Raw genomic sequence first — 19533 nt, 5'->3', positions numbered from 1 at the left:
TCAATCCCGGACGATGCAGCGGAAGCCGAGGTGACTGGTCGACGTGTCCACAGTCTGGAGCTGGCGCGCGGCCGGTCGGTAGCGCAGGCAGTAGTTCGGCGCGCACAGGTGGGACCCACCCTTGATGGGCCCGTCGATCGCTCCCCCTCGTGGTCTGCCCTCCAGTACATCCTCGCCTCGCCCATGCGCGGTTCACCCGCGCGAGGTGACGCCCCGACGTCCCACCGCTCCTACGCTGAGCGGTCGGCGCACCGAAAGCCGATCCGCCGACCGACTACCGAGGAGTCCTCATGCTGAAGCAACTGATCGCCGTCTGGTTGGTCGTCGCGGCTGCCATCGCCATCACCGCTGCCGTGATCCCGTCGGTGGAGATCGATGGCGGCGTCCTGGGGCTCCTCTGGGTCGCGCTCCTGTTCGGACTGGTCAATGCCGTGATCGGGCCAGTGCTGCGGTTCATCTCGATCCCCCTCAACGTGATCACGTTCGGGCTCTTCGCGCTCGTCGTCAATGCTGCGCTGCTCGGCATCACCGCCGGCTTGACCGACTACCTCGACGTCGGCGGCTTCTTCTCGGCCGTCCTTGCCGCGATCGTCATCTCCGCCGTGACCGCTGTCCTGGTGTTCGCCGTCGACCGACTGCTCACGACGCGCGAGCCCGAGCCCGCCTAGCGAAGGGCGCAGTGTCACCCGAGATGGGTGACGCGCCACGAGGACGGGCGGGCGCATCCTGAGCGCCTCAGTCCGCGACGACGAATCGAGACCTTCATGTCGAGAGCCGCCTACGAGATTCGCGCGGTCGGGGAGGTTCCTCGCGAGCTGCTCGACGACTTCGAAGGCATGACGGTCTCCGCCAATCCGGCCGGCACCACGATCCACGTCGTGCTGGGGGACGAAGCGGAGCTGCACGGCCTTCTCGAGGCGCTCAGCCGTGAGGGTTTTGTCGTCGTCGACGTCCACAGGGAACCGGACGTCGCGCCCGATCCGGACTAGCCGGTCTCGGTACGTCCGCGACGGTCGAGGTCGCAAAGCCGCGTCGCGTCTCGACCGGCCACATTCATCGGCGGAGAACCGTATAGTCATGGGACGACGTCGTTAGCGAGATGACGAATGACCGGCATGCCTGGGGAGGACCTTATCGGTCGTTCTGCTGTCCCCAGAACATCGGTCGACCACTTCCTGGAGGCGAAGCTCCACCGGCCATCCAGGCGTGACAATTGGATCGACAGATCTCGCCTGGTCGGAGCGATGGATCTAGCGACCCGGCTTCCGGTGACCCTGGTGGCAGCGCCTGCCGGTTACGGAAAGACCACGGTGGTCGCCCAGTGGCTCCATGCCGGGACGCCTCCGACGACGGCGTGGGTCTCCCTGGACCCTGGTGACAACGACCCGGACCGGTTGTGGACCCACGTCGCTGCCGCCCTGGAGCGGGCCGGCTGCCCACTTCCGATCGACGAGCTCTCCCGCGTGCTCGGTCACCGATCGGCAGGCGCGCCGAGCGCCGTCCTCCCAGCCATCGTCAACGCACTGGCGGCGATGCCGGACGACCTCGTCCTCGTCCTCGATGACTTCCAGTCCGTCCAGTCGCCCGCTTGCCACGAGCAGGTCGAGTTCCTTATCCGGAACCTTCCCGTCCAGGCGCACCTGGTGATCGTCACCCGGTCGGACCCGGGGCTCCGACTCGGACGCCTCCGGGTCTCCCATGACCTCGCCGAGCTTCGTGCCGAGGACCTGGCCTTCACTGCGCCCGAGGCGGCGCAGATGTTGGCGGACCAGGGCGTCCATCTGTCGGAAGACACCCTCGCCCAGCTCATGGAGCGGACCGAGGGCTGGCCGGCGGCGCTGTACCTGGCGACCTTGTCACTGGCCGGCCGAGCCGAGCCGGACGATTTCGTGCGTCGGTTCACCGGCGACAACCGCTTCATCGGTGACTACCTGACCGAAGAGGTCCTCAACAGACAGCCCGACCGCATCCGCGACTTCATCACCGCTCTATCGATCCTCGAGCGGTTCTCCGCGCCCTTGTGCGACCACGTCGCGGGTGTGAGCGACAGCGCTGTCCTGCTCCACGAACTGGAACGCACCAACCTGTTCCTGATTCCTCTCGGCGTAGACGGAGAGTGGTTCCGCTTCCACCACATTTTTGCGGCCGTCGCCCGCAGTGAGCTGACGTTCACCCATCCCGACCGCGTGCAGCCCTTCCACGCCTTGGCTGCCGAATGGTTCGCCGCCAACGGCCACATCTCCGAGGCGGTGCAGCACTCACTGGCTGCCGGACGGGCCGATGACGCGGCTCTGCTCATCCACGCGAACTGGTTGGAGTACGCGGACGCCGGTCGGGCGGCGACCGTCATCGGCTGGCTGGAGTCGCTCGGCGAGATCTCCGACAGCACCGTTCCAGCGGCTCGCGCCACGGCGGCCTGGATGTCGGCGCTGGTCGGGGACGAACCGGCGCTGGCCGAGCATCTCGCTGCCCTCGATAGCGTCGTCGACGACGGCCCCCTGCCCGACGGAACCCGATCGATCGAGTCCACGACTGCCCTGATCCGGGGCCTCTTCGGGTACGGCGGCCCGCTGGACATCCTGGCGTCCGCACAACGCGCGCTCGAGCTCGAGACCGACGACCACTCACGGTTCCACGCGATCGCCCAGTGCTCCCTCGGTCACGCGCACTACGTGCTGGGAGATCTGGACCAGGCCATCACAGCGATCCGAGCCGCCGCCCGCAGCGCCAGCGCCCCGGGGATCGTCCGCGTCCTCGCACTGTCGCTCCAGTCGTTCATCGAGAGCGAGCGGGGCGATCGGGTGCGGAGCCGGGAGTGTGCCGAGCTGGCGATGGCCGTGGTCGACGCCCGCGGACTCCGAAGCTCACCCCAAGCCTCCCTGGCATTCGCCGCGCTCGGACAGGCGCAGGCAGCGGCGGGCAAGGTCGACGACGCGAGGACCACCCTCGAGCTGGGCCTCAGTCTGCGGCGCCAGAGCAACGCCCAGGGCGTCTGGGGTCCGATCCATCATCTGCTGATCACTGCTCGAGTGGCAGCGCAGCTCGGGGCGTCCTCCCTGGCCTACGAGCTGCTGCCTGAGCTGGCCGAGCGAATGAGCCGCTTCTCGGAGGGCATGGCGGCGATGCGATCGAGGGAGGACGCGATCCACCACCTGCTGAGCGACCAAACGACCGTCGACGTGCTCGGCGAACCACTGACCGGTCGCGAGCTCGACGTACTCCGGTTGCTCCAGGGCTCGCTCAGCCTGCAGGAGATCGCGTCGCACCTGTTCCTCTCCGCCAACACGGTCAAGACGCACGCGAGGGCGGTGTACCGCAAGCTCGGGGCGCACTCGCGGACGGAAGCGGTGCAGATCGCGCGCCGCCAGTCCTTGATCTGACCGATCTCTCACCATCGGGAGATCTCACCCGGGTGAGATCCTGCGCCGGGTGAGTCGATCTCACCCTCGCACGTGGCTTTCTGGTCGGCAGCCGGTCCGCCCACGACGGGAGCCCACATGACGCTCAGTGTCACGTCTTCACGACCAGACCTAGCATCCGTCTCCGCCTCGGACCCGGTCACGGCATCCGCGACAGAGACGGCGACCGAGGTGGAAGGACGTCCCACACCCGCCACCTGGGGCTGGGCGGTGGTGGAGATCCGGCCCGACGGGTCCTGGGGGCAGCCGCACGTCGTCCAGTGTCCCGGTCCGATCGATGCAGCCGCAGCAGTTGCCGCATCACCGTCCACCGGCAGCAGCCTGCGCGGCCTTTCTCCGACGCTCCGTGCACACCTCGGCGCGCTCCACGTGGCCAGCGGCGGGCTGCACGGGGCTGAGACCGTGCTGGCCAGGGGTGCCGCCGCAGAGGCCTGGTCGGAGGCCCGCGACGACTGCCGCGGAGCCCTCGCGCACGTCGAGGCGCTTCGAGGCGAGCTGTGCCGCGCGGACCGACGTGGCCGTCAGGTCCAGAGCGCGGCAGCCAGCGCCGTCGGCGCCGGGATCGCTCATGCTCGGCTGGCGAGGGCGTGGGTCGCTCTGGAACGCGGCCAGTTCGCCAAGGCACGTCGTCGCCTCGCTGTCATCTCAGAGCTGCTCCTCGTGCTCGAACCCTCAGACCAGGACCTCTGGATGGACACCAGCCGCCTGCTGATCGAGGCGAAGCTGCTCATCGCAACGGGGCAGCCCGAGGCTGCGACGCGACTCCTCGCGGACGCCGACCTGCACGGAGCTCCTGGCCCGGGCGAGGGTTGGCTGCGTGATCTCGTGAAAGTCGCGCATGCAGAGGCGCTGCTCGCCGCCGGGGAACCGCGGCGCGCTCTCGCCAGCCTGACGCCCCTCCCCCCAGGAGCGGTCGCCGAGGCGACCGTCGTCGCCGCGGCCGCCCGGCTCAGTGTCCGAGACCTTCGCGGGGCCCAAGCCGTCCTCAGCCGCGCCGAGGTGGAGCTGGAGCAGGCTCCGCTGGCCCTTCAGGTCGAGGCCTGGCTGCTCGAGTCCCGGCTCGCCCAGGATCGGGGGGAGCGCGATCGGGCGTGCCTGGTGATGGACCGCGCCCTGCGCTCTGCCGCGCCCCAGCAGATGCGGCGGGCGCTGGTCCGGGAGTGGCGGTGGGTACGTGCCTTCGTCGATCGCGACCCTGCGCTGCGTCCCCATCGGGACTTCCTCGCCACGATCCACGTCGACGACGACGGGACGAAGCGGAAAGCGAACCAGGGCCGGGCGTCCGATCTCATCGGCGCCCCCTTGACGGAGCGGGAGACTCAGGTGCTCGATCTCCTGGCGCAGATGTACTCCACGGAAGAGATCGCGGCGGCGCTCTACGTCTCCGCCAACACGGTGAAGACCCACCTCAAGGGCATCTTCGGAAAGCTGTGCGTGAACCGCCGTGTCGAGGCAGTACGTCGCGGCCGGCAGCTCGGGCTGTGCTGATCCGGTTCTAGCGACTCAGGTCGCGACCACCTGACTCCGCGGCTGCGGAGCGTCCACCCTCCGGACGCCTTCGATGCCGACACCACAGTTGGTGCACGCGCGCAGGAAGCGCTCGAGATCCGCGGCGGCGAAGGTCAGCCGGATCAGTGTCTGCTCCGGAACCGCGTAGTGCGGGCAACGAAGCGAGCGCAGGAGCGGATCGCCCAACGCCCCTGCGACTCGAACCTCATAGGTGACGGATCGAGTCGTCGCCGGGGCCGGTGGCAGGAGGTGGACATCCGTCAGGACCAGCCCGACGCCCGACAGGTCTCGCAAGAAGGACGTGAGCTGCTCGGGCCCCTCGACCTGTTGCCGCAGGGCGGTTCGAGCACCGGTCGCGCGCACCGACATGGACGGATACTGACGTCGCAGCGACTCTGGCGGGCTCGCTGCCAGCTGAATGTCGTACAGCGCCTCCGCGTCGCGCTCGACGTCACCTGCATCCACCATGGAGACACAGTCGCCCCCGGTCACGGCGCGCGCGTCACCCTTCGGGGGTGACCCAAGAGAGCCCGAGGCCGGGGCCGTTTCACCCCCGGCGGGTGAGCCCGCCCAACAGGTGCGGCGTCAGGGTGTGCGCAGTGGCGTCAACAGCCGTCCCTTTCGCGAAATAAGACCAAGGAGAACCTCGATGGATGATTTCGGTTTGTGGGACGTCTTCGTCTCGATGATCTGGTTCATGCTGTTGCTGGCCTGGTTCTCGCTGCTCATTCGCGTCCTCGCTGATGTATTCCGCGATCGGACCCTCGGTGGCGCGGCCAAGGCCATGTGGACGCTGCTCATCGTGGTGATCCCCTGGCTGGGCGTCCTTCTCTACATCGTCGTGCGTGGTGACTCGATGAACGAGCGGAATCACCAGGCCTTCCTCGAGAACCAGGAACGCATGCGCGCCTACATGGGCAGCTCCGCCGGAGCCAACGTCTCCGACGAGCTGCGTGGGCTCACCGAGCTCCGGGACAGCGGCGTCCTCACCCCGGAGGAGTACGAACAGGCCAAGGCCAAGATCCTCGCCTGACGATGTGCGCCGAGTCGGCCCTGCGCCTGTGACACAGGGTCGGCGCCGCCGACCGGAGGGCTGACCACCGGGCCCGGCACAACGTGACGCCGAAGGGAGCAGCCGGGTGACGACCTCTCTTCACACCTCACCCGTCGGCCGCGGGCCCGACTCCGCAACGCGCGACCCCGGTCTTCGCCTTTCGGACGTGTTGCGACTGCTCGTGACGTGGGCCCTGACCTTCCTTGCCCTGTTGGTGACGGCGGCGCTGCTGCCCGGGTTCACCTCCACCTCGTGGTGGCCGCTGGCGGCAGCATCTGCCGTGGCCGGGCTGGTCGGCATGGTCGTGCGGCCAGTCCTCGTCCACGTCGCGGCCGTCATCGGGTGGATCGCGGTTGCCGTCGCAACCCTGATCGGGCAAGCCGTGGTGATGCAGATCGCCATGGACATCGTCCCCGGCGCCTCGTTCGACTCGTTCTGGACAGCCGTCGCAGCGGCCTGGATGACTGCCGCCTTCGGCACCCTTCTGGCGTGGCTCGCCAGCGCCGGCACCGACGAGTCCTTCGCCGCCAGCCTGCTGCGGATCAAGCCGTCGGAGATCCCGGACCCCGACGTGGACGGCGTTGTGTTCGTCCAGCTCGACGGCGTCGCCTTCCCCGTCATGCAATGGGTCCTGCAATCAGGGACGATGCCGACGCTGAGGCGCTGGACCGACGAGGGCAGCCATGCCGTCCACGAATGGACCGTCCAGATGCCCTGCACAACACCCGCAAGCCAGCAAGCGATCCTCCACGGCAGCGCCGACGGCGTGCCCGCCTTCCGGTGGTACGACCGTGAGCTCGGGCGGGTCCTGGTGGCCAACCGACCCGCGGATGCCTCGATCATCGAGTCGAGGGCGAGCACCGGGCACGGCCTGCTCGCTGACGACGGGGTGTCCGTCTCGAACCTGTTCACCGGCGACGCGCCGAAGGCCTCGATGACCATGAGTCGGCTCGAGGTCGCTCGCGGCTCGCGCCGCACCCGCCAGGTGTTCGCGCGCTTCCTCATCCGGCCCGACGGTCTGGTGCGCAGCTTCTCGCGGACGATCGCGGAGATGGCCCGCGAGCGGTTCCAGGCGACCCGCCAACGGCGGCTCCACGTCCACCCGCGAGTGCACCGCTCCTGGACGTTCGCCGGTCTCAGAGCCTTCAGCAATTGCCTGTTGCGCGACCTCAACACGGCCGTGGTGAGCGAGGAGATGATGCGCGGCGCGCGCAGCATCTACGTCGACTACGTCGACTACGACGAGATCGCGCACCACGCCGGCGGAACGAGGATCGAGTCGCTGGCCGCGCTCGGGGGGCTCGATCAGGTGCTGACCATCCTGGAGAAGGTCGCCCAGCGAGCCCCGCGGAACTACCACCTCGTGCTCCTCAGCGACCACGGCCAGTCGCAGGGTGAGCCGTTCGCGCTGCGCCACGGCATCGAGCTCAGCGACCTGTGCCGGTCGTTGACCGACTCGCAGACGACCGGGATCGAAGCCGGCATCGAGGGCTGGGGCAGGGTCGACTCGGTTCTGGAGGACCTCGGCCGAACCGGCACCACCGCTATGCAGCAGGCGGCCTCGCGCCGGGTCGACAAGGTCCTCAAGCCGGAGGGCACGGACTCCGAGGGCGCCGAGCTGATCGTGCTGGCGAGCGGCAACCTCGGACTGGTCTACGTGCCGGTCGCAGAACGACTTCTCCTCGAGGAGATCGAGGCGCAATGGCCGGCGCTGGTCCCGGGGCTCGTCGCACACCCGGGTGTCGGGTTCGTGAGCGCGCTGAGTGAGGCCGGGCCGGTCGTCATCGGGCGTGACGGTCGTCGTCATCTGACCACCGGAGTGGTGGAGGGCGTCGACCCGCTGCTCACGTTCGGCGACCACGCCCCCGCGATGCTCGCGACCGCGACCCTGATGGAGCGAGCCCCGGAGCTCTACGTCAACAGCACATTCGATCTCGACACGACGGAGGTGGCGGCCTTCGAACCACTGGTCGGGTGTCACGGCGGCCTCGGTGGGTGGCAAGATCGCGGGTTCGTGCTCGCGCCGCCCCACTTGCTCGCGCCGTCCGAGCCGATCGTCGGCGGCGACGAGCTGCACCAGCACCTCGTCGCCATCCTGACGGCGCTCGGTCATCGGACCGAACTCCAGAGGAGCACCCTGTGACTGTCACCGCAGCCGCGATACCGTCCCGCACCACCAGGCTGCTGATCGCGGGCGCCGCGCTCGTGGTTGTGGTGGCCGGGATCAAGGCCGCCAACGACATCGTGGCACCGGTGATGTTCGCCCTGGCTCTGACGATCGTCTTCTACCCGCTGCGCGCCAGGCTCGAGCGGCGCATGCCCAGCTGGGTCGCCTCGGTGATCGTGCTCCTCGCCGCCATCGTGCTGCTCCTAGCCATGTCGCTTGCCATCGTGGTGTCGATCGGTCGGATGGCCCAGTTGATCCCGACCTACGCGTCGGACCTCGACGACCTGGTCGCCGACATCGGCGGCGGGCTCACCAGCATGGGCGTCGGGAGCGAGCAGAGCGACGCGATGGTCGACGCAGCGAGCGCCGACCAGCTGACCGCTGTGGCCACCTCAATCTTTGCGAGTGTCCTCGCACTCCTCTCGAGCCTGTTCTTCCTCGTGACGCTGCTGGTCTTCCTCGCCTTCGACTCCGCGACGGTCAGCCGCTTGGCCAGCGGTGCACGGGAGCACCGTCCGGACATGGTCGACGCGTTGGCCTCATTCGCTCACGGAACCCGGAGCTACCTCGGAGTCTCGGCCGTCTTCGGACTGATCGTGGCCGTGATCGACACCGGCCTGCTGTTCGTACTGGGGGTGCCGGGTGCCTTCATCTGGGGTGTCTTGGCCTTCGTCACGAACTTCATCCCCAACATCGGCTTCGTCATCGGCATCATTCCTCCGGCGCTCATCGGTCTCCTGGAGGGCGGCCCGAGCATGATGCTCTCGGTGATCGTGCTCTACTCGTTGGTCAACCTCGTGATCCAGTCCTTCATCCAGCCCCGGTACGTCGGCGACGCCGTCGGTCTCTCGACCAGCCTGACGTTCCTGTCGCTGGTGTTCTGGACGTGGATTCTCGGCCCGGTCGGCGCCCTGCTGGCGGTCCCGATGAGCCTGCTCTTCCGGGCGGTCCTCGTGGAGGCCGATCCCGAGGGCGGATGGCGACTGCCGCTGATCAGTGGTCAGCCCGGCGAAACCCAGGACGAGCCGACGGTCGCGTGAGATGGGCGATCGAAATATGTCCTGGTTGCGTCCGGTGTGGACCCTCGTCGGTCTGCTGGTCGCCTACTACGCATTCCCCCTGAAGTGGACAGGAGGCGCCCCCGGCGCCGTCGTCCTGAGCCTGCTGGTGACGGTCGGGGGCCTCGCACTCGTCGCATCGGCGATGATCAAAGAGCTGGGCCAGGTCCGCAAGGGAGAGCCGGGTCGCGGCGTGCGGGTGCTGGCCATGCTGCTGATCCTGCTGGTCATGGCGGCGTCGCTCAGCTTCTTCCTGCTCAACGAGATCCGGCCGGACGAGGTCACGGGTCTGCAGACCCGGACCGACGCCCTCTACTTCACCTTGAGCACCATGACGACCGTCGGCTATGGAGACGTCCACGCAGAAGGCCAGATCGCCCGAGCGTTGGTCTGCGTGATGATCGTCTTCAACGTCGTGGTGGTGGCGTCGCTCGTCCGAGCCCAGACCCGTGCGCCGACCAGCTAGGCGACGAGCCGCGAGATCGAGCTCGGCCTCGCACTTCGCACGCTCACCCGTTGAGGATGCGATCCTTCTGCTGCTCGAACTCGTCGTCGCTCAGCACGCCGGTTTGCTTCAGCTCGCCGAGCTCCTTGAGCTGCGCCAGCTTGGCATCCATGTCGACCGCGGCCGCGGGTGCCGGAGGCGCTGGTGGAGGCACGGGTTGGGCGTCCTGAGGCGCGTACTGCTGCTCCTGGGCGGCCCACCGCCCTGCCTGACGACGGGAGACCCGGTTGGACACCGCCGTCGCTGTACCGGCGACGACGGCGGTCCGCGCTACTCCGCGGAGAAGACCTGGCATGACTGTCCCTCTTTCTCGTGACTCAGACCGGGGCGTCGGCGGCTTCGGCCGCTTCGACGGATGCGAGCAGCGCCTGGACAGGGATCCGGCCACTGGCCACGAGCTGTCCACCGCCGCGTCGCAGCGCACTCGCGAGCGGGGCGGCCCACAGGTTCTCGTAGACGAGGATGCCCGCCGAGCTGCCGGGCTCGATGACCGTGCCGGCCTCTGCGATGTCGTCCTCCCCCAGCAGACCGGAGGCGGCCCCCTCGAACACCGCGAGGTCGAGCTCACCATCACCGTCGAGGTCGGTGATCGCCACGCCCTGGACCGCCCCGTCGTGGCTCTTGGTGACGAACACCAGGTCGAGGATGCGGATGATGCCACGGTCCGCGAGGTCGAGGAGCAGGGGGAACCCTTCCCCCGTCATCTTGCTTCCCGGGAACTCCACCACGATGTAGTCGACGGGCCCCATCTGGTCGACATCGGCGGTGCCCGCTTGATCCAGGTCTCCCATGCTCGTCTCCTCCAAACTCCGGTCAGCGGGCTCATCACCCCTCCGACGGGAGGCTACGCAGGCGCGCGCCTGATCACTTCACCCGCAGCGGATGAGGTCGGGAATCGACGGTCACCCCCATGGATCGACGGATCCGCCTCACCCGCCAGGGATGACGACACCGCCGTAGGTGCGGTCGACGATCGGGCACGACACGACCCGTGCCCAGCGGCTCGGACGCACTCCCGGCGGTGACCTGAATGCCCTGGCTTCCATCCGAGCGGTCCGACGACGTCATGGCGTTGTCGCAGCGGGTGCGGAACTCCTTCCTCGGCCAGTGCGTCCTCCGTTTCGTCATGATCGAAGGGTTCGACCGCTGCATCGTGCTCTCCGCCCAGGCCTTCACCGCGCTGATCCCGCTCTTCATCGTCGTGGCGGGGGCAGCCCCCGCCGGCCAGGAGGACGCGATCGGCGAGAGCATCATCGACCGGTTCGCACTTACTGGCGAGTCGGCAGAAGCAGTCACACAGCTCTTCACGACGCCACCGGACGCCTCGAGCGGCGTCACCGTCTTCAGCGCGCTGCTGCTGCTGTACGCCGGGGTCGCCTTCACGCGCCGGCTGCAACGGATGTACCGGGCGGGATGGGGTCTCGAGAAGTCCGGGATCCGCAGCACCGTGTTCGCCACTCTCGGTCTGGCGGCGCTGGTCGCCGAACTGGTCGTTGCCTTCGTCATCCGCGACATCGCCAGCCGCTTCCCTCTCAACTGGCTCTGGACGATTCCGGTCTCGTGCGCCACCGGCCTGGTCCTTTGGACGTCGATCCCGTACCTGTTGCTGGACCGTCGGGTGCACTGGCGCCGGCTGCTCGTGGCAGGTGGCGCGTCTGCGGTTGCCATGACCGCCTTCGCGATCGCCACACCGGTCTACATGCCCGGCATCATGACCCGTTCGACTGAGGAGTTCGGACTTTTCGGCATCACGATCACCCTCATCGGTTGGCTGCTTGCTGCCGCCTTCGTCCTCGTGGCGTGCACCGCCGTCGGCGCCGAGTTCGACGCGTCAAACGTGGGCTGGGTACGGCAGGTGAAGGCAAGGCTCGGACTCCATGCGGACGAAGTGGTCCAGGTCGGGACGTCCGCAGATCGCCGGGGACTCACGAGCGACGACCTGGCGGCGCTGATCAGGATGCTGACGAACTGGGCGATCATGATGGCCGCTGTCTGGATCGCGACGGCAGTGATCCCCGGCATCGACGTCAGCGGCGGGCTCGGGACCTACCTCGCCATCTCCCTGACCTTCGGTCTGGTCAACGCGGTCCTCGGACCGGTGCTGTACTGGCTCGCGGGCTCCCAGTCCTGGATCCGGCTGGGTGGTTCCTCGCTCCTCGTCAACGGGATCCTCTTCGCCGTCACGGCAGGCGTGACGCCGCAGCTCAACATCGCCGGGTTCGGGACCGCCGTGCTCGGCGCGTTGGCGGTGACGGTGGCCGTGACCTTGCTCGAGCTGGTCGTGCGCCCCATCCCGCCCGCACAGGATTGAGCTCGTCTCGCTCCTGCTGCGGTGTGCCCGTCCGTCGCGCTAGGCGGGCGGCGTGGGCACGACGGGCTCCTCGGGCTGAGGCTCGGCTGCCAGGACGGCGAGCACCAGCAGCACGGCGGCAGTGACCAGCACGAACGTCAGCGCGGTGCCACCGGTCGGGTGGTCCTGCATCAGGTAGCCGACGGCCGCGAGCCCGACGACCGCCACCGTGATCGGACCGCGGTAGGACGCGAGCGCTGCGCCGAACCTCCCTGTGCGGAGGCCGGTCCGCGCCGTTCCGCGCCGGAGGTGGCCGATGCCTCCGACGAGGGCGCCCCGGGCAGCTGCCCCCGCTCCGCGAGTGGCACTGAACCAGGCGACGATGGCCACCGTCAGCGCGACGACCAGCACTCCTCGCAGCGCCAGGCGGATGAAGGACACGATCTGGTCGTAGACCGCGCCGGCGGCCGCCGCAGAACTGTCCGCCGGCAGTGCGTCGAGGTAGAACGGGCGGATCACGTTGAGGGTGGCTCCCAGCAACAGCATCGAGCCCGCCACGGCCAGGCCGGAAACGAGGACCATCCGGCGACGGTCGCGGGCGATCGCGACCGCGATGCCGATCAGGACGAGACCGATCACGGGCAACCAATAGCTCAGGTCGTCCAGGAACCCCAGCAGGCGTTGCACGTTCGCCAGGTCCTTGGACTCCAGGATGGTGAACGTCGCCGCCACCTCCGGGATCCGGTCCGCGATGCCGAGGCCGGCGTTCACCAGCTGCTCCTTGACCGCGTTGATGAGCGTCGCGATGTTCACGCTGACGGTGCCGCGATCGACGTCTACGGCCCCGTCGGTCTTCCCCGTCAGGGCGCCCACCAGCTCCTCGTGCGCCGTCCGATTGGCCTCGACCCAGGCCTGCTCGAAGGCGTCGGACTGCACGAGGACGTCGATGCGCTCCCGCACGAAGCCCTGGATGCTGGCGGCGAGCGGTCCCGACATGGCATCCAGCGTGGCGACAGCGTTCTCTGGCAGATCGACGGCCGCGAGGGCTCCCACCACCTCGTCCAGGGCCGCCTCGATATCGAGGTAGGAGAAGATGATCTGCTCCATCCGCGTGGCGACCGCCTCCTGGATGTCCGGATCGTTCGCCAACGGGGCGACCGTCGCGAGGTACCGGTCGGTGTCCTGGATCTGACCGCTCGCCCAGTTCGAGAGGACCGACAGGGGTGCGAGGAGCGCGGCCAGAGCCACGAGCACTCCTGCCACTACCGGCCGCCACCAACCACGTCGACTCCCAGGGCTCGCCGCCTCCTTCTGCGACGCCTTGAGTGCGGCGAGCTCCGCCTGCAGCCTGGCCACCTCCTCCGCGGTCGGTTCGGGGGATGAGGCAGTTCGGTCAGAGCTGGTCATGGTTCACCGTGCGACCGATGGGGGCCGAGGGCGTCACCCCCCGTGGGTGAGGTACCGCGCCGCGAGGATCTCCATCCTGGGTCCAGAAGCAGGTCCGACGAGGAAGGGACGAACATGTCTACAGGTGTTCCCGCAGACCAGAGAAGCGCCCACCGGACGGAGGCGCCCGGCAACGGGTGGTACGGCTGGATCGCGTTCGCGAGCGTGATGATGGTCCTCCTCGGGTCCTTCCACGCGGTGGCGGGCCTGATCGGGGTGTTCAAGGAGGACTACTACCTGGTCGGCAAGTCCGACCTCGTGGTGACGGTCGACTACACGGCGTGGGGATGGACGCATCTCATCCTCGGGCTGATCGTCGCGTTCGCCGGTGTCGCCCTCACCAGAGGAGCGACCTGGGCGCGGGTCGTCGCGGTGGCGATGGCGTTCCTGAGCGCGCTGGTCAATCTCGCGTTCATGCCCGCTTACCCCCTGTGGTCGCTCGTCATGATCGCCGTCGACTTCATGGTCATCTACGCGGTCACCGCGCACGGCGGCCGCGACGCCCTCCACATCAACTGACAGCCCGTGGGTAAGGACGAACGCGACGTCGAACGGATCTACTCCACCGCCGCGGCCGTGGCGAAGCTTCGCCGGCTGGCCGATGCCCTGGAGAAGGACCGGCCGTTCCGCATCCAGATCGCCGGTGAGCGGATCCGGGTCCCGCGGCGGGCGGAGCTGTCGGTCGAGCACGAACGCGGGGACGGCGAGGAGGAGATCGAGTTCCAGCTCACCTGGTCCCTGAACGAGGACGACGACAAGGACGACGTCGAGGACGACGAGGACGAGGTCTAGCGCCGACGTCACCCGTCCGGTTGAGCGTCGCCAGGCGGAAGGACCCAGCTGGAAAGCCGCTCGTGGACGACCATGGCGGTGACGACGGCCAGGATCACCACGGGCATCTGACTGGCGGCAGCGTCGCCCAGGAGGAGCACGACCAGGGCAACGCTGGTCACGGGGAGCCCGGTCGTCGCTGCGCCGGCGGCCATGCCGATCGCCAGTCCCGGCAGCAGCTCGATCCCGGGCGTCAGGCTGCTGGCGAGTACGCCACACGCCGCCCCGAGCAGTACGGCGGGGAAGACCGGACCGCCGCGGAACGCGCCCAGCGAGACGCCGTACGCCACGCTCTTGAAGGCAACAAGGGCAACCAGGCCCCCTGACGACCAGGCTGCCGGATCGGTGGCCAGCACCGGGAGGAGGGCCTGGCCCGAGAGCGCCACCTCTGCCGGAGAGTGACCCGTCGCCCAGGCATAGGCACAGGCCGCGCCCCCCGCGACCAGTCCAGCAGCCACTGTCGTCGACATGGGCCGGGACGCGGCGACGCGGGCGACCCAGCCGCCGACGAAGAAGACCGACCACGTGAGACACGCGACAGCGGCTGCCAGGAGCGGTGCCCACGCCACCTCAGCCACGGAGAGGCGCACGGGGGCGAGGTCCGGGATCGAGAGCTCACCGATCTCCAGCCCGGTCCAGCGGCCCATGCCGGTGAACAGCAGCGCACCGACGGCGCTCGAGACCAGGCAGGGCAGCACCACGAGCATCGTCCGCCTGCGTCCTAGCCCCAGGATCTCGAGGAAGATCACCACCGCGACGAGTGGGTTGCCGAAGATCGCCGACATGGCAGCCGCTGCACCCGCCGCGGCGACGATGGTGCCGGTGCCGGCGTCCTCGCCCATCCGCGTGCGGCGGACCGCCACGAGGGCGAGCCCGCCGCCGATCGCGATCAACGGCGCCTCGGGCCCGATCACTGCACCGCCCACGAGGCTCGCCGCGGCCGCCAGCACCACCCCGGGCAGCATGCTCGGCGTCGCAGGTTCTCCGCCGAAGCCGGCAACAGGAACGTGACCACCGTGACCGGGCAGGTACTTGACTGCCAGCCCCACCAGCAGGCCGGCCGTCGCGATCGTGAGGATCGCCCACCAGCTCGGCAGCTCGTCGTACCCCAGGGCCGACGGCAGGGACTCCCACACCACGTGCTCGAGCTCGTGGACGGCAACCAGGAAGCCGAACGCCGCAAGCGAGAGAGGGATGCCGAGCAGGGCCACGACCAGCAGCAGCACCAGGTAGGCGCGGTCGTGCAGCCCAGGATCTGCCGCGACGAGCGGCTCCGGCTCCTGCGTGCCGCCCGCCACGCTGCTCACCTGCTGACGACTCGTGGGCTCGGAGCTCATCGGGCGACTACTGCAGGGCCGCGGTGAGGCGCATGGTGTTGTCGAGGTACCGCTGCACCTTGGACCGCTGCCGCCACTCGTCGATCGTCAGCTCCCGCGACAGGGCGCGGTAGTCGTCCTCGACCTTGCGGAACCGGGCCACGATGTCGCCACCGGTCAGCATCATCGACACCTCGTGGTTGAGCGCGAACGACCGCATGTCCATGTTGCTCGACCCGATCACCGCGACGTCGTCGTCGATAGAGAAGTGCTTGGAGTGCAGGACCGCCGGTGCCGGGTAGAGGTGGATCCGGACGCCCGCCTCGAGCAGGGCTTGGTAGTAGGAGCACTGGGCGTGGTAGACCATGAACTGGTCGCCCTCCTCGCTGACGAAGAGCTCGACCTCCACCCCCCGTCGCGCGGCCGTGGTCACGGCGTACAGCAATGGCTCGTCGGGCACGAAATAGGGACTCGTCAACGAGATGCGCGACTGCGCGGAGTAGATGAGCGCGGTGAAGAGCCGCAGGTTGTTCTCGGTCACGTAACCGGGACCGCTGGGCACCACCTGGGCCGCCACCCCATCCGCGTGGTTCGCGGGCGCCGATGGGGAGATCTCACCTCCCATTCGCTGGTGCGTCTCGGTGTACCAGTCCTTGGCGAACACTGCCCGGAGCGAGGTGACCGCCGGCCCGTCGACGCGGGCCACGAGCTCGACCCACTCCCGTCCGGCCGCATGGTTCTTCGGCTTGTTGTAACCCGGCTCGATGAGGTTCTGCGACCCCATGAACCCGATCCGGCCGTCGACGACCATGAGCTTGCGGTGGTTGCGCAGATCGGGCCGCTGGAACTGTCCCTTCAACGGTCGCACCGGCAGCATCGGGTGCCATTCGATGTCGGTGCCGTCGAGCCGCTTCTCGAAGTCGTCGTAGCCCGGAATGCCTTTGGACCCCATGTGGTCGAACAGCAGTCGTACCTTCACGCCACGGGCGGCTGCCGCCGCAAGCGCCTCGAAGAACGGGGCGGTGACGTCGTCCCACGCCGAGATGTAGAACTCGACCTCGACGCTGTCCCTCGCGCCGGCCACCTCCGCCGTCATCGCGGTGATCGCGTCGCCGTAGCCGGAGATCAGTTCCACCCGGTTGCCCGCCTGGAGGGGCAGGGAGCCGAGGTTGAGGTTGAGGGTCGCCATCGAGCCGACGTACCCGGGCCCGGCCACGGGCGTGGTCGGCAGCTGGTCGGTGGCCGCCCGGATCGCCTCGTCCGCCTCCCGTTGCCGCGCGAGCCGTTTCCGGCCGAGGTTGGTCCGGCCGAGGAGCAGGAAGAGGCCGAAGCCTGCCAACGGGATGATCAGGATGAGGATCAGCCACGCCATGGCGGACGACGGCTTGCGGTTGTGGGGCAGCACCCCGATCGCCAGGAACTTGATCACGTAATCCGTGACGACCAGAGCCACCCCGGCGATGACCAGAAGGTTGTCCACTACGCGCCCCGGGGCCGGGCCCAGGTGGTCGGTATGTCGGCGCCGCCTTCTTGCGACACCCGTGCGCCCATCTGCACGTAGGCACCACCCTGGGGGTAGATCCGGCCGCCGACGAGGGCCTGGCCCATCCCGAACGACGGCGCCCCGTCCAGCAGCCCGGGTGGCACGTAGGAGAACATCCGGGCGAGGTCTGCGACGTCGGCGCTGGAGTTCATCCGCATCAGCAGCAGGTTGTCGCACTGCGACACGACGTTCTCGTGGACCTTGTCGGGTCGTTGTGTCGACACCAGGAGATAGAGGCCGTACTTACGGCCTTCGGCCGCGATCTGGACGGCCCTCTCGGTCGACACGGTGCTCACGGGGTTCGACGGCTCGGCGGCGCAGATGTTGTGGGCCTCGTCGATGACGACGAGCACCGGCTCGCGATTCCTTCGCAACCTCCAGAGCGACGCCAGCACCGCGTCCGCGACCATTCGTTGCTCGTCGAGCGTCTCCAGCGAGCCGAGGTCCACGACCAGGCACCGGCTGCTCGGCTCCTCCAACTCCTGGAGGAGCGAAGGCGCGTCGGGGCTCCAGATGCTCCAGTCGAGCACCCCGAGGTTGAGCGCCCGCATCCCCAGGTGCTGAGCGGCCGGGTTGGGCGAGCCGATCAGCTGGTCGAGACCGCTGACCACGGGCCTGCCGGCCTCGGTCGCACGCAGGAGATCGGTGAGTACGGCGTACTCGTCCCTGTCGGCGATCGGATCGAGACCGAGGACTGCCCCTTGGGTGCGCGCGTCGAGCTCGGCGAAGCGGAGTCTCAACAGCCGGTCGGCGCCGGGTTCGTTGCTCCACACCGCGACGTCGTCAGGAACGGATCGATAGGCCGCCGCCCGCGCAGGGTCGACGTCCGCGCGGAGCCGCCCCAGGCCGACGTAGTCGGAGTTCGGATCGAGGATGACGATGCGCAGGCTGGTCTCGACGAGCACGCGCTCGAGCAGGAGGCCGAGCGAGTAGGTCTTGCCGGAGCCGGACTGACCGCACATGAACGTGTGCCTGTTGAGCCCACCGCTGTCGAGCTCGGCGAGTACACCGGGTGCCATCAGCAGCTCTCCGACGACGAGACCTGCCCGGTCCGGTCGACTGGCCTCCGCGAGCCACGCGCGCACCTCGTCGGGAAGCGCGGGCCGTACCTGCGCGTCGTGGAACGGTCCTCCTTGATCGAGGAGGAGGCCGTTGCCTCCGGCCAACCGGACGCGAACCGTGGTGGTCGCGCCGTCGACGCCGGGCACCCCGACGTCGGCGGTGTGACTCGCCAGGTCGGTGAGCTGGCCGAACCGCCGCCCGCCCGCATGCTCGAGGACGACGTAGGCACCTCGCCTAAGCGCCAATCCGTGAAGTGAGGCCTGGAATTCGAAAGCGCGACCATCGACCGACGTCGCCAGCGCGAGGGTGCCCTTCTCGATGCGCTCGCGGACGTCTCGGTAACGCGTGATCTGCTCGGCCAGCGGGTCGGACCGATCGAGGGCAGTGTCCACAGGCCGAGTGTCCGGCCCGTTCCGACCCTGCGTATCCCCCGCGGCGAGTGAGGGCGGGGGCTCGGCCGCCTCAGTCTCCAGGGCTCACGACGGTCGGTATGGTGACCGATCCACCGATGTCCAGGTCGACCGCCCGGCAGTCGGGCGCCTCTGCCGCCAAGGCTTCCAAGAACCGTGGTCCGGCCACGTCCATCCAACCGCGGGGCACCATCTCGCCGGCGGGCACGTGCAACGTCTTCCAATGGACAGGGACGGCGTGCCGGGCTGCGCTCAGCCGGCAAGCCACGGCGGCTTCCTGCGGCCCCATGTGTCCCGGTGAGAGACGAGGTCCCCAACCCCCGATCGGGACGAGGGCGACGTCGATGGATCCGCCGGCGATCTCGGACAGAGCCGCCATGCCGGGGTAGAGATCGGTGTCCCCCGCCAGCCAGGCGACGCCCGACGGCCCCCGGACGAGGTGGCCGTTCGCGGCGTTCGGACGGTGGGGCATCGGCCGCGAATCGTGGATCGCCTCCACGAGCCGCACCTCGACGTGGCCTTCAGCGCCTACGGGAAACCACTCGTCGTCGGCCAGCCCCCGCCCGTCAAGCCCCTTGCGCCTCACCCAGGTGGCGTTGGCGGGCGCCGTGAGGACCGGCACGCCCTGGAACAGCTTGAGGGAGGGGACCTCGGCGTGGTCGTGGTGCAGGTGGGAGAGCAGGACGGCATCCGCCGCCTCCCACGCGGCTCGGACCGGCTGGATGCCACGGCGGCGCAGGATGCCGTTGTTGCGTCTCAGCAGCGGGTCAGCGACGATCCGCACGCCGTCGAGATCTACGACGGCTGTGGAGTGACCGAGCCACGTGACGACGATGCCCAACGCGTCGTTCTCCTCCCGTCCGTGCGGTTTCCTACGTTTGGGCACGGACGGCGCGAGGTCCTCATCCGCCACGGGTGAGGTC

Annotated in this window: 20 protein-coding genes; 11 read left to right on the top strand and 9 right to left on the bottom strand. The window is 68.8% G+C overall.

Annotated elements, in window-relative coordinates; genetic code table 11:
• Positions 1–87 (bottom strand): hypothetical protein, encoded by an 87-nt coding sequence (locus tag SHK19_RS07335; protein ID WP_405030489.1) that lies wholly within the window; start codon positions 85–87, stop codon positions 1–3.
• Positions 88–290: 203 nt separating this feature from the next.
• Here SHK19_RS07335 and SHK19_RS07330 point away from each other — a divergent pair, with 203 nt between their 5' ends.
• The 4 genes from SHK19_RS07330 to SHK19_RS07315 all read left to right on the top strand — a co-directional run bounded on the left by SHK19_RS07330 (position 291) and on the right by SHK19_RS07315 (position 4907).
• A complete protein-coding gene (locus SHK19_RS07330) occupies positions 291–668 on the top strand; it encodes a phage holin family protein (protein WP_322457918.1) in 378 nt (125 codons plus the stop codon).
• Positions 669–695: 27 nt separating this feature from the next.
• On the top strand, positions 696–989 hold the full coding sequence (locus SHK19_RS07325) for a hypothetical protein (RefSeq protein WP_322938260.1): 294 nt from the start codon (positions 696–698) through the stop codon (positions 987–989).
• 288 nt (positions 990–1277) lie between these two features.
• On the top strand, positions 1278–3380 hold the full coding sequence (locus tag SHK19_RS07320) for a helix-turn-helix transcriptional regulator (RefSeq protein WP_322938259.1): 2103 nt from the start codon (positions 1278–1280) through the stop codon (positions 3378–3380).
• 210 nt (positions 3381–3590) lie between these two features.
• Positions 3591–4907, top strand: coding sequence for a LuxR C-terminal-related transcriptional regulator (locus tag SHK19_RS07315; protein WP_322457915.1), 1317 nt, complete (start codon positions 3591–3593; stop codon positions 4905–4907).
• Positions 4908–4922: 15 nt separating this feature from the next.
• Here the strand turns inward: SHK19_RS07315 and SHK19_RS07310 are convergent, their stop codons facing one another.
• A complete protein-coding gene (locus SHK19_RS07310) occupies positions 4923–5420 on the bottom strand; it encodes a hypothetical protein (RefSeq protein ID WP_322938258.1) in 498 nt (165 codons plus the stop codon).
• A gap of 157 nt (positions 5421–5577) precedes the next feature.
• On the opposite strand from SHK19_RS07310, the gene SHK19_RS07305 reads away from it, so the two are divergent.
• The 4 genes from SHK19_RS07305 to SHK19_RS07290 all read left to right on the top strand — a co-directional run bounded on the left by SHK19_RS07305 (position 5578) and on the right by SHK19_RS07290 (position 9673).
• The gene (locus tag SHK19_RS07305) at positions 5578–5961 is read left to right on the top strand and encodes an SHOCT domain-containing protein (RefSeq protein WP_322938257.1); all 384 of its coding nucleotides are present in this window, start codon (positions 5578–5580) and stop codon (positions 5959–5961) included.
• Positions 5962–6148: 187 nt separating this feature from the next.
• Entirely contained in the window at positions 6149–8125 is a 1977-nt protein-coding gene (locus SHK19_RS07300) for a phage holin family protein (protein WP_322938256.1), read from the top strand.
• Positions 8122–9189, top strand: coding sequence for an AI-2E family transporter (locus SHK19_RS07295; protein WP_322938255.1), 1068 nt, complete (start codon positions 8122–8124; stop codon positions 9187–9189). The genes SHK19_RS07300 and SHK19_RS07295 overlap by 4 nt, the downstream gene beginning before the upstream one ends.
• Before the next feature lies 1 nt (position 9190).
• The gene (locus SHK19_RS07290) at positions 9191–9673 is read left to right on the top strand and encodes a potassium channel family protein (protein WP_322938254.1); all 483 of its coding nucleotides are present in this window, start codon (positions 9191–9193) and stop codon (positions 9671–9673) included.
• Positions 9674–9716: 43 nt separating this feature from the next.
• Here the strand turns inward: SHK19_RS07290 and SHK19_RS07285 are convergent, their stop codons facing one another.
• Together SHK19_RS07285 and SHK19_RS07280 are read right to left on the bottom strand one after the other, a co-directional pair.
• Positions 9717–9947: an SHOCT domain-containing protein gene (locus SHK19_RS07285; protein ID WP_322938253.1), complete on the bottom strand. Its 231-nt coding sequence runs from the start codon at positions 9945–9947 to the stop codon at positions 9717–9719.
• A gap of 82 nt (positions 9948–10029) precedes the next feature.
• The gene (locus SHK19_RS07280) at positions 10030–10503 is read right to left on the bottom strand and encodes a DUF6325 family protein (RefSeq protein WP_322457908.1); all 474 of its coding nucleotides are present in this window, start codon (positions 10501–10503) and stop codon (positions 10030–10032) included.
• Positions 10504–10742: 239 nt separating this feature from the next.
• Between SHK19_RS07280 and SHK19_RS07275 the strand changes: the two genes are divergently transcribed.
• Positions 10743–12023, top strand: a complete 1281-nt coding sequence (locus tag SHK19_RS07275) for a phage holin family protein (RefSeq protein ID WP_322938252.1) — start codon at positions 10743–10745, stop codon at positions 12021–12023.
• A gap of 39 nt (positions 12024–12062) precedes the next feature.
• Here the strand turns inward: SHK19_RS07275 and SHK19_RS07270 are convergent, their stop codons facing one another.
• A complete protein-coding gene (locus tag SHK19_RS07270; RefSeq protein WP_322938251.1) occupies positions 12063–13250 on the bottom strand; it encodes a hypothetical protein in 1188 nt (395 codons plus the stop codon).
• 273 nt (positions 13251–13523) lie between these two features.
• On the opposite strand from SHK19_RS07270, the gene SHK19_RS07265 reads away from it, so the two are divergent.
• Together SHK19_RS07265 and SHK19_RS07260 are read left to right on the top strand one after the other, a co-directional pair.
• The gene (locus SHK19_RS07265) at positions 13524–13967 is read left to right on the top strand and encodes a DUF7144 family membrane protein (protein ID WP_322457905.1); all 444 of its coding nucleotides are present in this window, start codon (positions 13524–13526) and stop codon (positions 13965–13967) included.
• A 6-nt stretch (positions 13968–13973) separates the two neighbouring features.
• On the top strand, positions 13974–14240 hold the full coding sequence (locus SHK19_RS07260) for an amphi-Trp domain-containing protein (protein ID WP_322938250.1): 267 nt from the start codon (positions 13974–13976) through the stop codon (positions 14238–14240).
• 8 nt (positions 14241–14248) lie between these two features.
• On the opposite strand, the gene SHK19_RS07255 is transcribed toward SHK19_RS07260, so the two are convergent.
• The 4 genes from SHK19_RS07255 to SHK19_RS07240 all read right to left on the bottom strand — a co-directional run bounded on the left by SHK19_RS07255 (position 14249) and on the right by SHK19_RS07240 (position 19496).
• On the bottom strand, positions 14249–15616 hold the full coding sequence (locus tag SHK19_RS07255; protein WP_322938249.1) for a chloride channel protein: 1368 nt from the start codon (positions 15614–15616) through the stop codon (positions 14249–14251).
• 7 nt (positions 15617–15623) lie between these two features.
• Complete coding sequence (gene cls / locus SHK19_RS07250; protein WP_322938248.1) at positions 15624–17075, bottom strand: cardiolipin synthase; 1452 nt, start codon at positions 17073–17075, stop codon at positions 15624–15626.
• On the bottom strand, positions 17075–18592 hold the full coding sequence (locus tag SHK19_RS07245) for an ATP-binding protein (protein ID WP_322938247.1): 1518 nt from the start codon (positions 18590–18592) through the stop codon (positions 17075–17077). Before SHK19_RS07245 ends, cls begins: the two co-directional genes overlap by 1 nt.
• A 70-nt stretch (positions 18593–18662) precedes the next feature.
• Positions 18663–19496: an MBL fold metallo-hydrolase gene (locus tag SHK19_RS07240; RefSeq protein ID WP_322938246.1), complete on the bottom strand. Its 834-nt coding sequence runs from the start codon at positions 19494–19496 to the stop codon at positions 18663–18665.
• Between the last annotated feature and the right edge of the window lie 37 nt (positions 19497–19533).

Source organism: Nocardioides bizhenqiangii (genome assembly GCF_034661235.1).
In the GTDB taxonomy this organism is placed as follows: Bacteria; Actinomycetota; Actinomycetes; order Propionibacteriales; family Nocardioidaceae; genus Nocardioides; species Nocardioides bizhenqiangii.
Note: the sequence above shows the minus strand (reverse complement) of the source record. Positions and strands in the feature narration are given on the sequence as shown.

Excerpts from the sequence above, each read along its gene's own strand:
- SHK19_RS07255 (WP_322938249.1), bottom strand. The coding sequence starts at position 15,616 with ATGAGCTCCGAGCCCACGAGTCGTCAGCAGGTGAGCAGCGTGGCGGGC.
- SHK19_RS07305 (WP_322938257.1), top strand. The coding sequence starts at position 5,578 with ATGGATGATTTCGGTTTGTGGGACGTCTTCGTCTCGATGATCTGGTTC.
- SHK19_RS07265 (WP_322457905.1), top strand. The coding sequence starts at position 13,524 with ATGTCTACAGGTGTTCCCGCAGACCAGAGAAGCGCCCACCGGACGGAG.
- SHK19_RS07280 (WP_322457908.1), bottom strand. The coding sequence starts at position 10,503 with ATGGGAGACCTGGATCAAGCGGGCACCGCCGATGTCGACCAGATGGGG.
- SHK19_RS07275 (WP_322938252.1), top strand. The coding sequence starts at position 10,743 with ATGCCCTGGCTTCCATCCGAGCGGTCCGACGACGTCATGGCGTTGTCG.
- SHK19_RS07330 (WP_322457918.1), top strand. The coding sequence starts at position 291 with ATGCTGAAGCAACTGATCGCCGTCTGGTTGGTCGTCGCGGCTGCCATC.
- SHK19_RS07290 (WP_322938254.1), top strand. The coding sequence starts at position 9,191 with ATGGGCGATCGAAATATGTCCTGGTTGCGTCCGGTGTGGACCCTCGTC.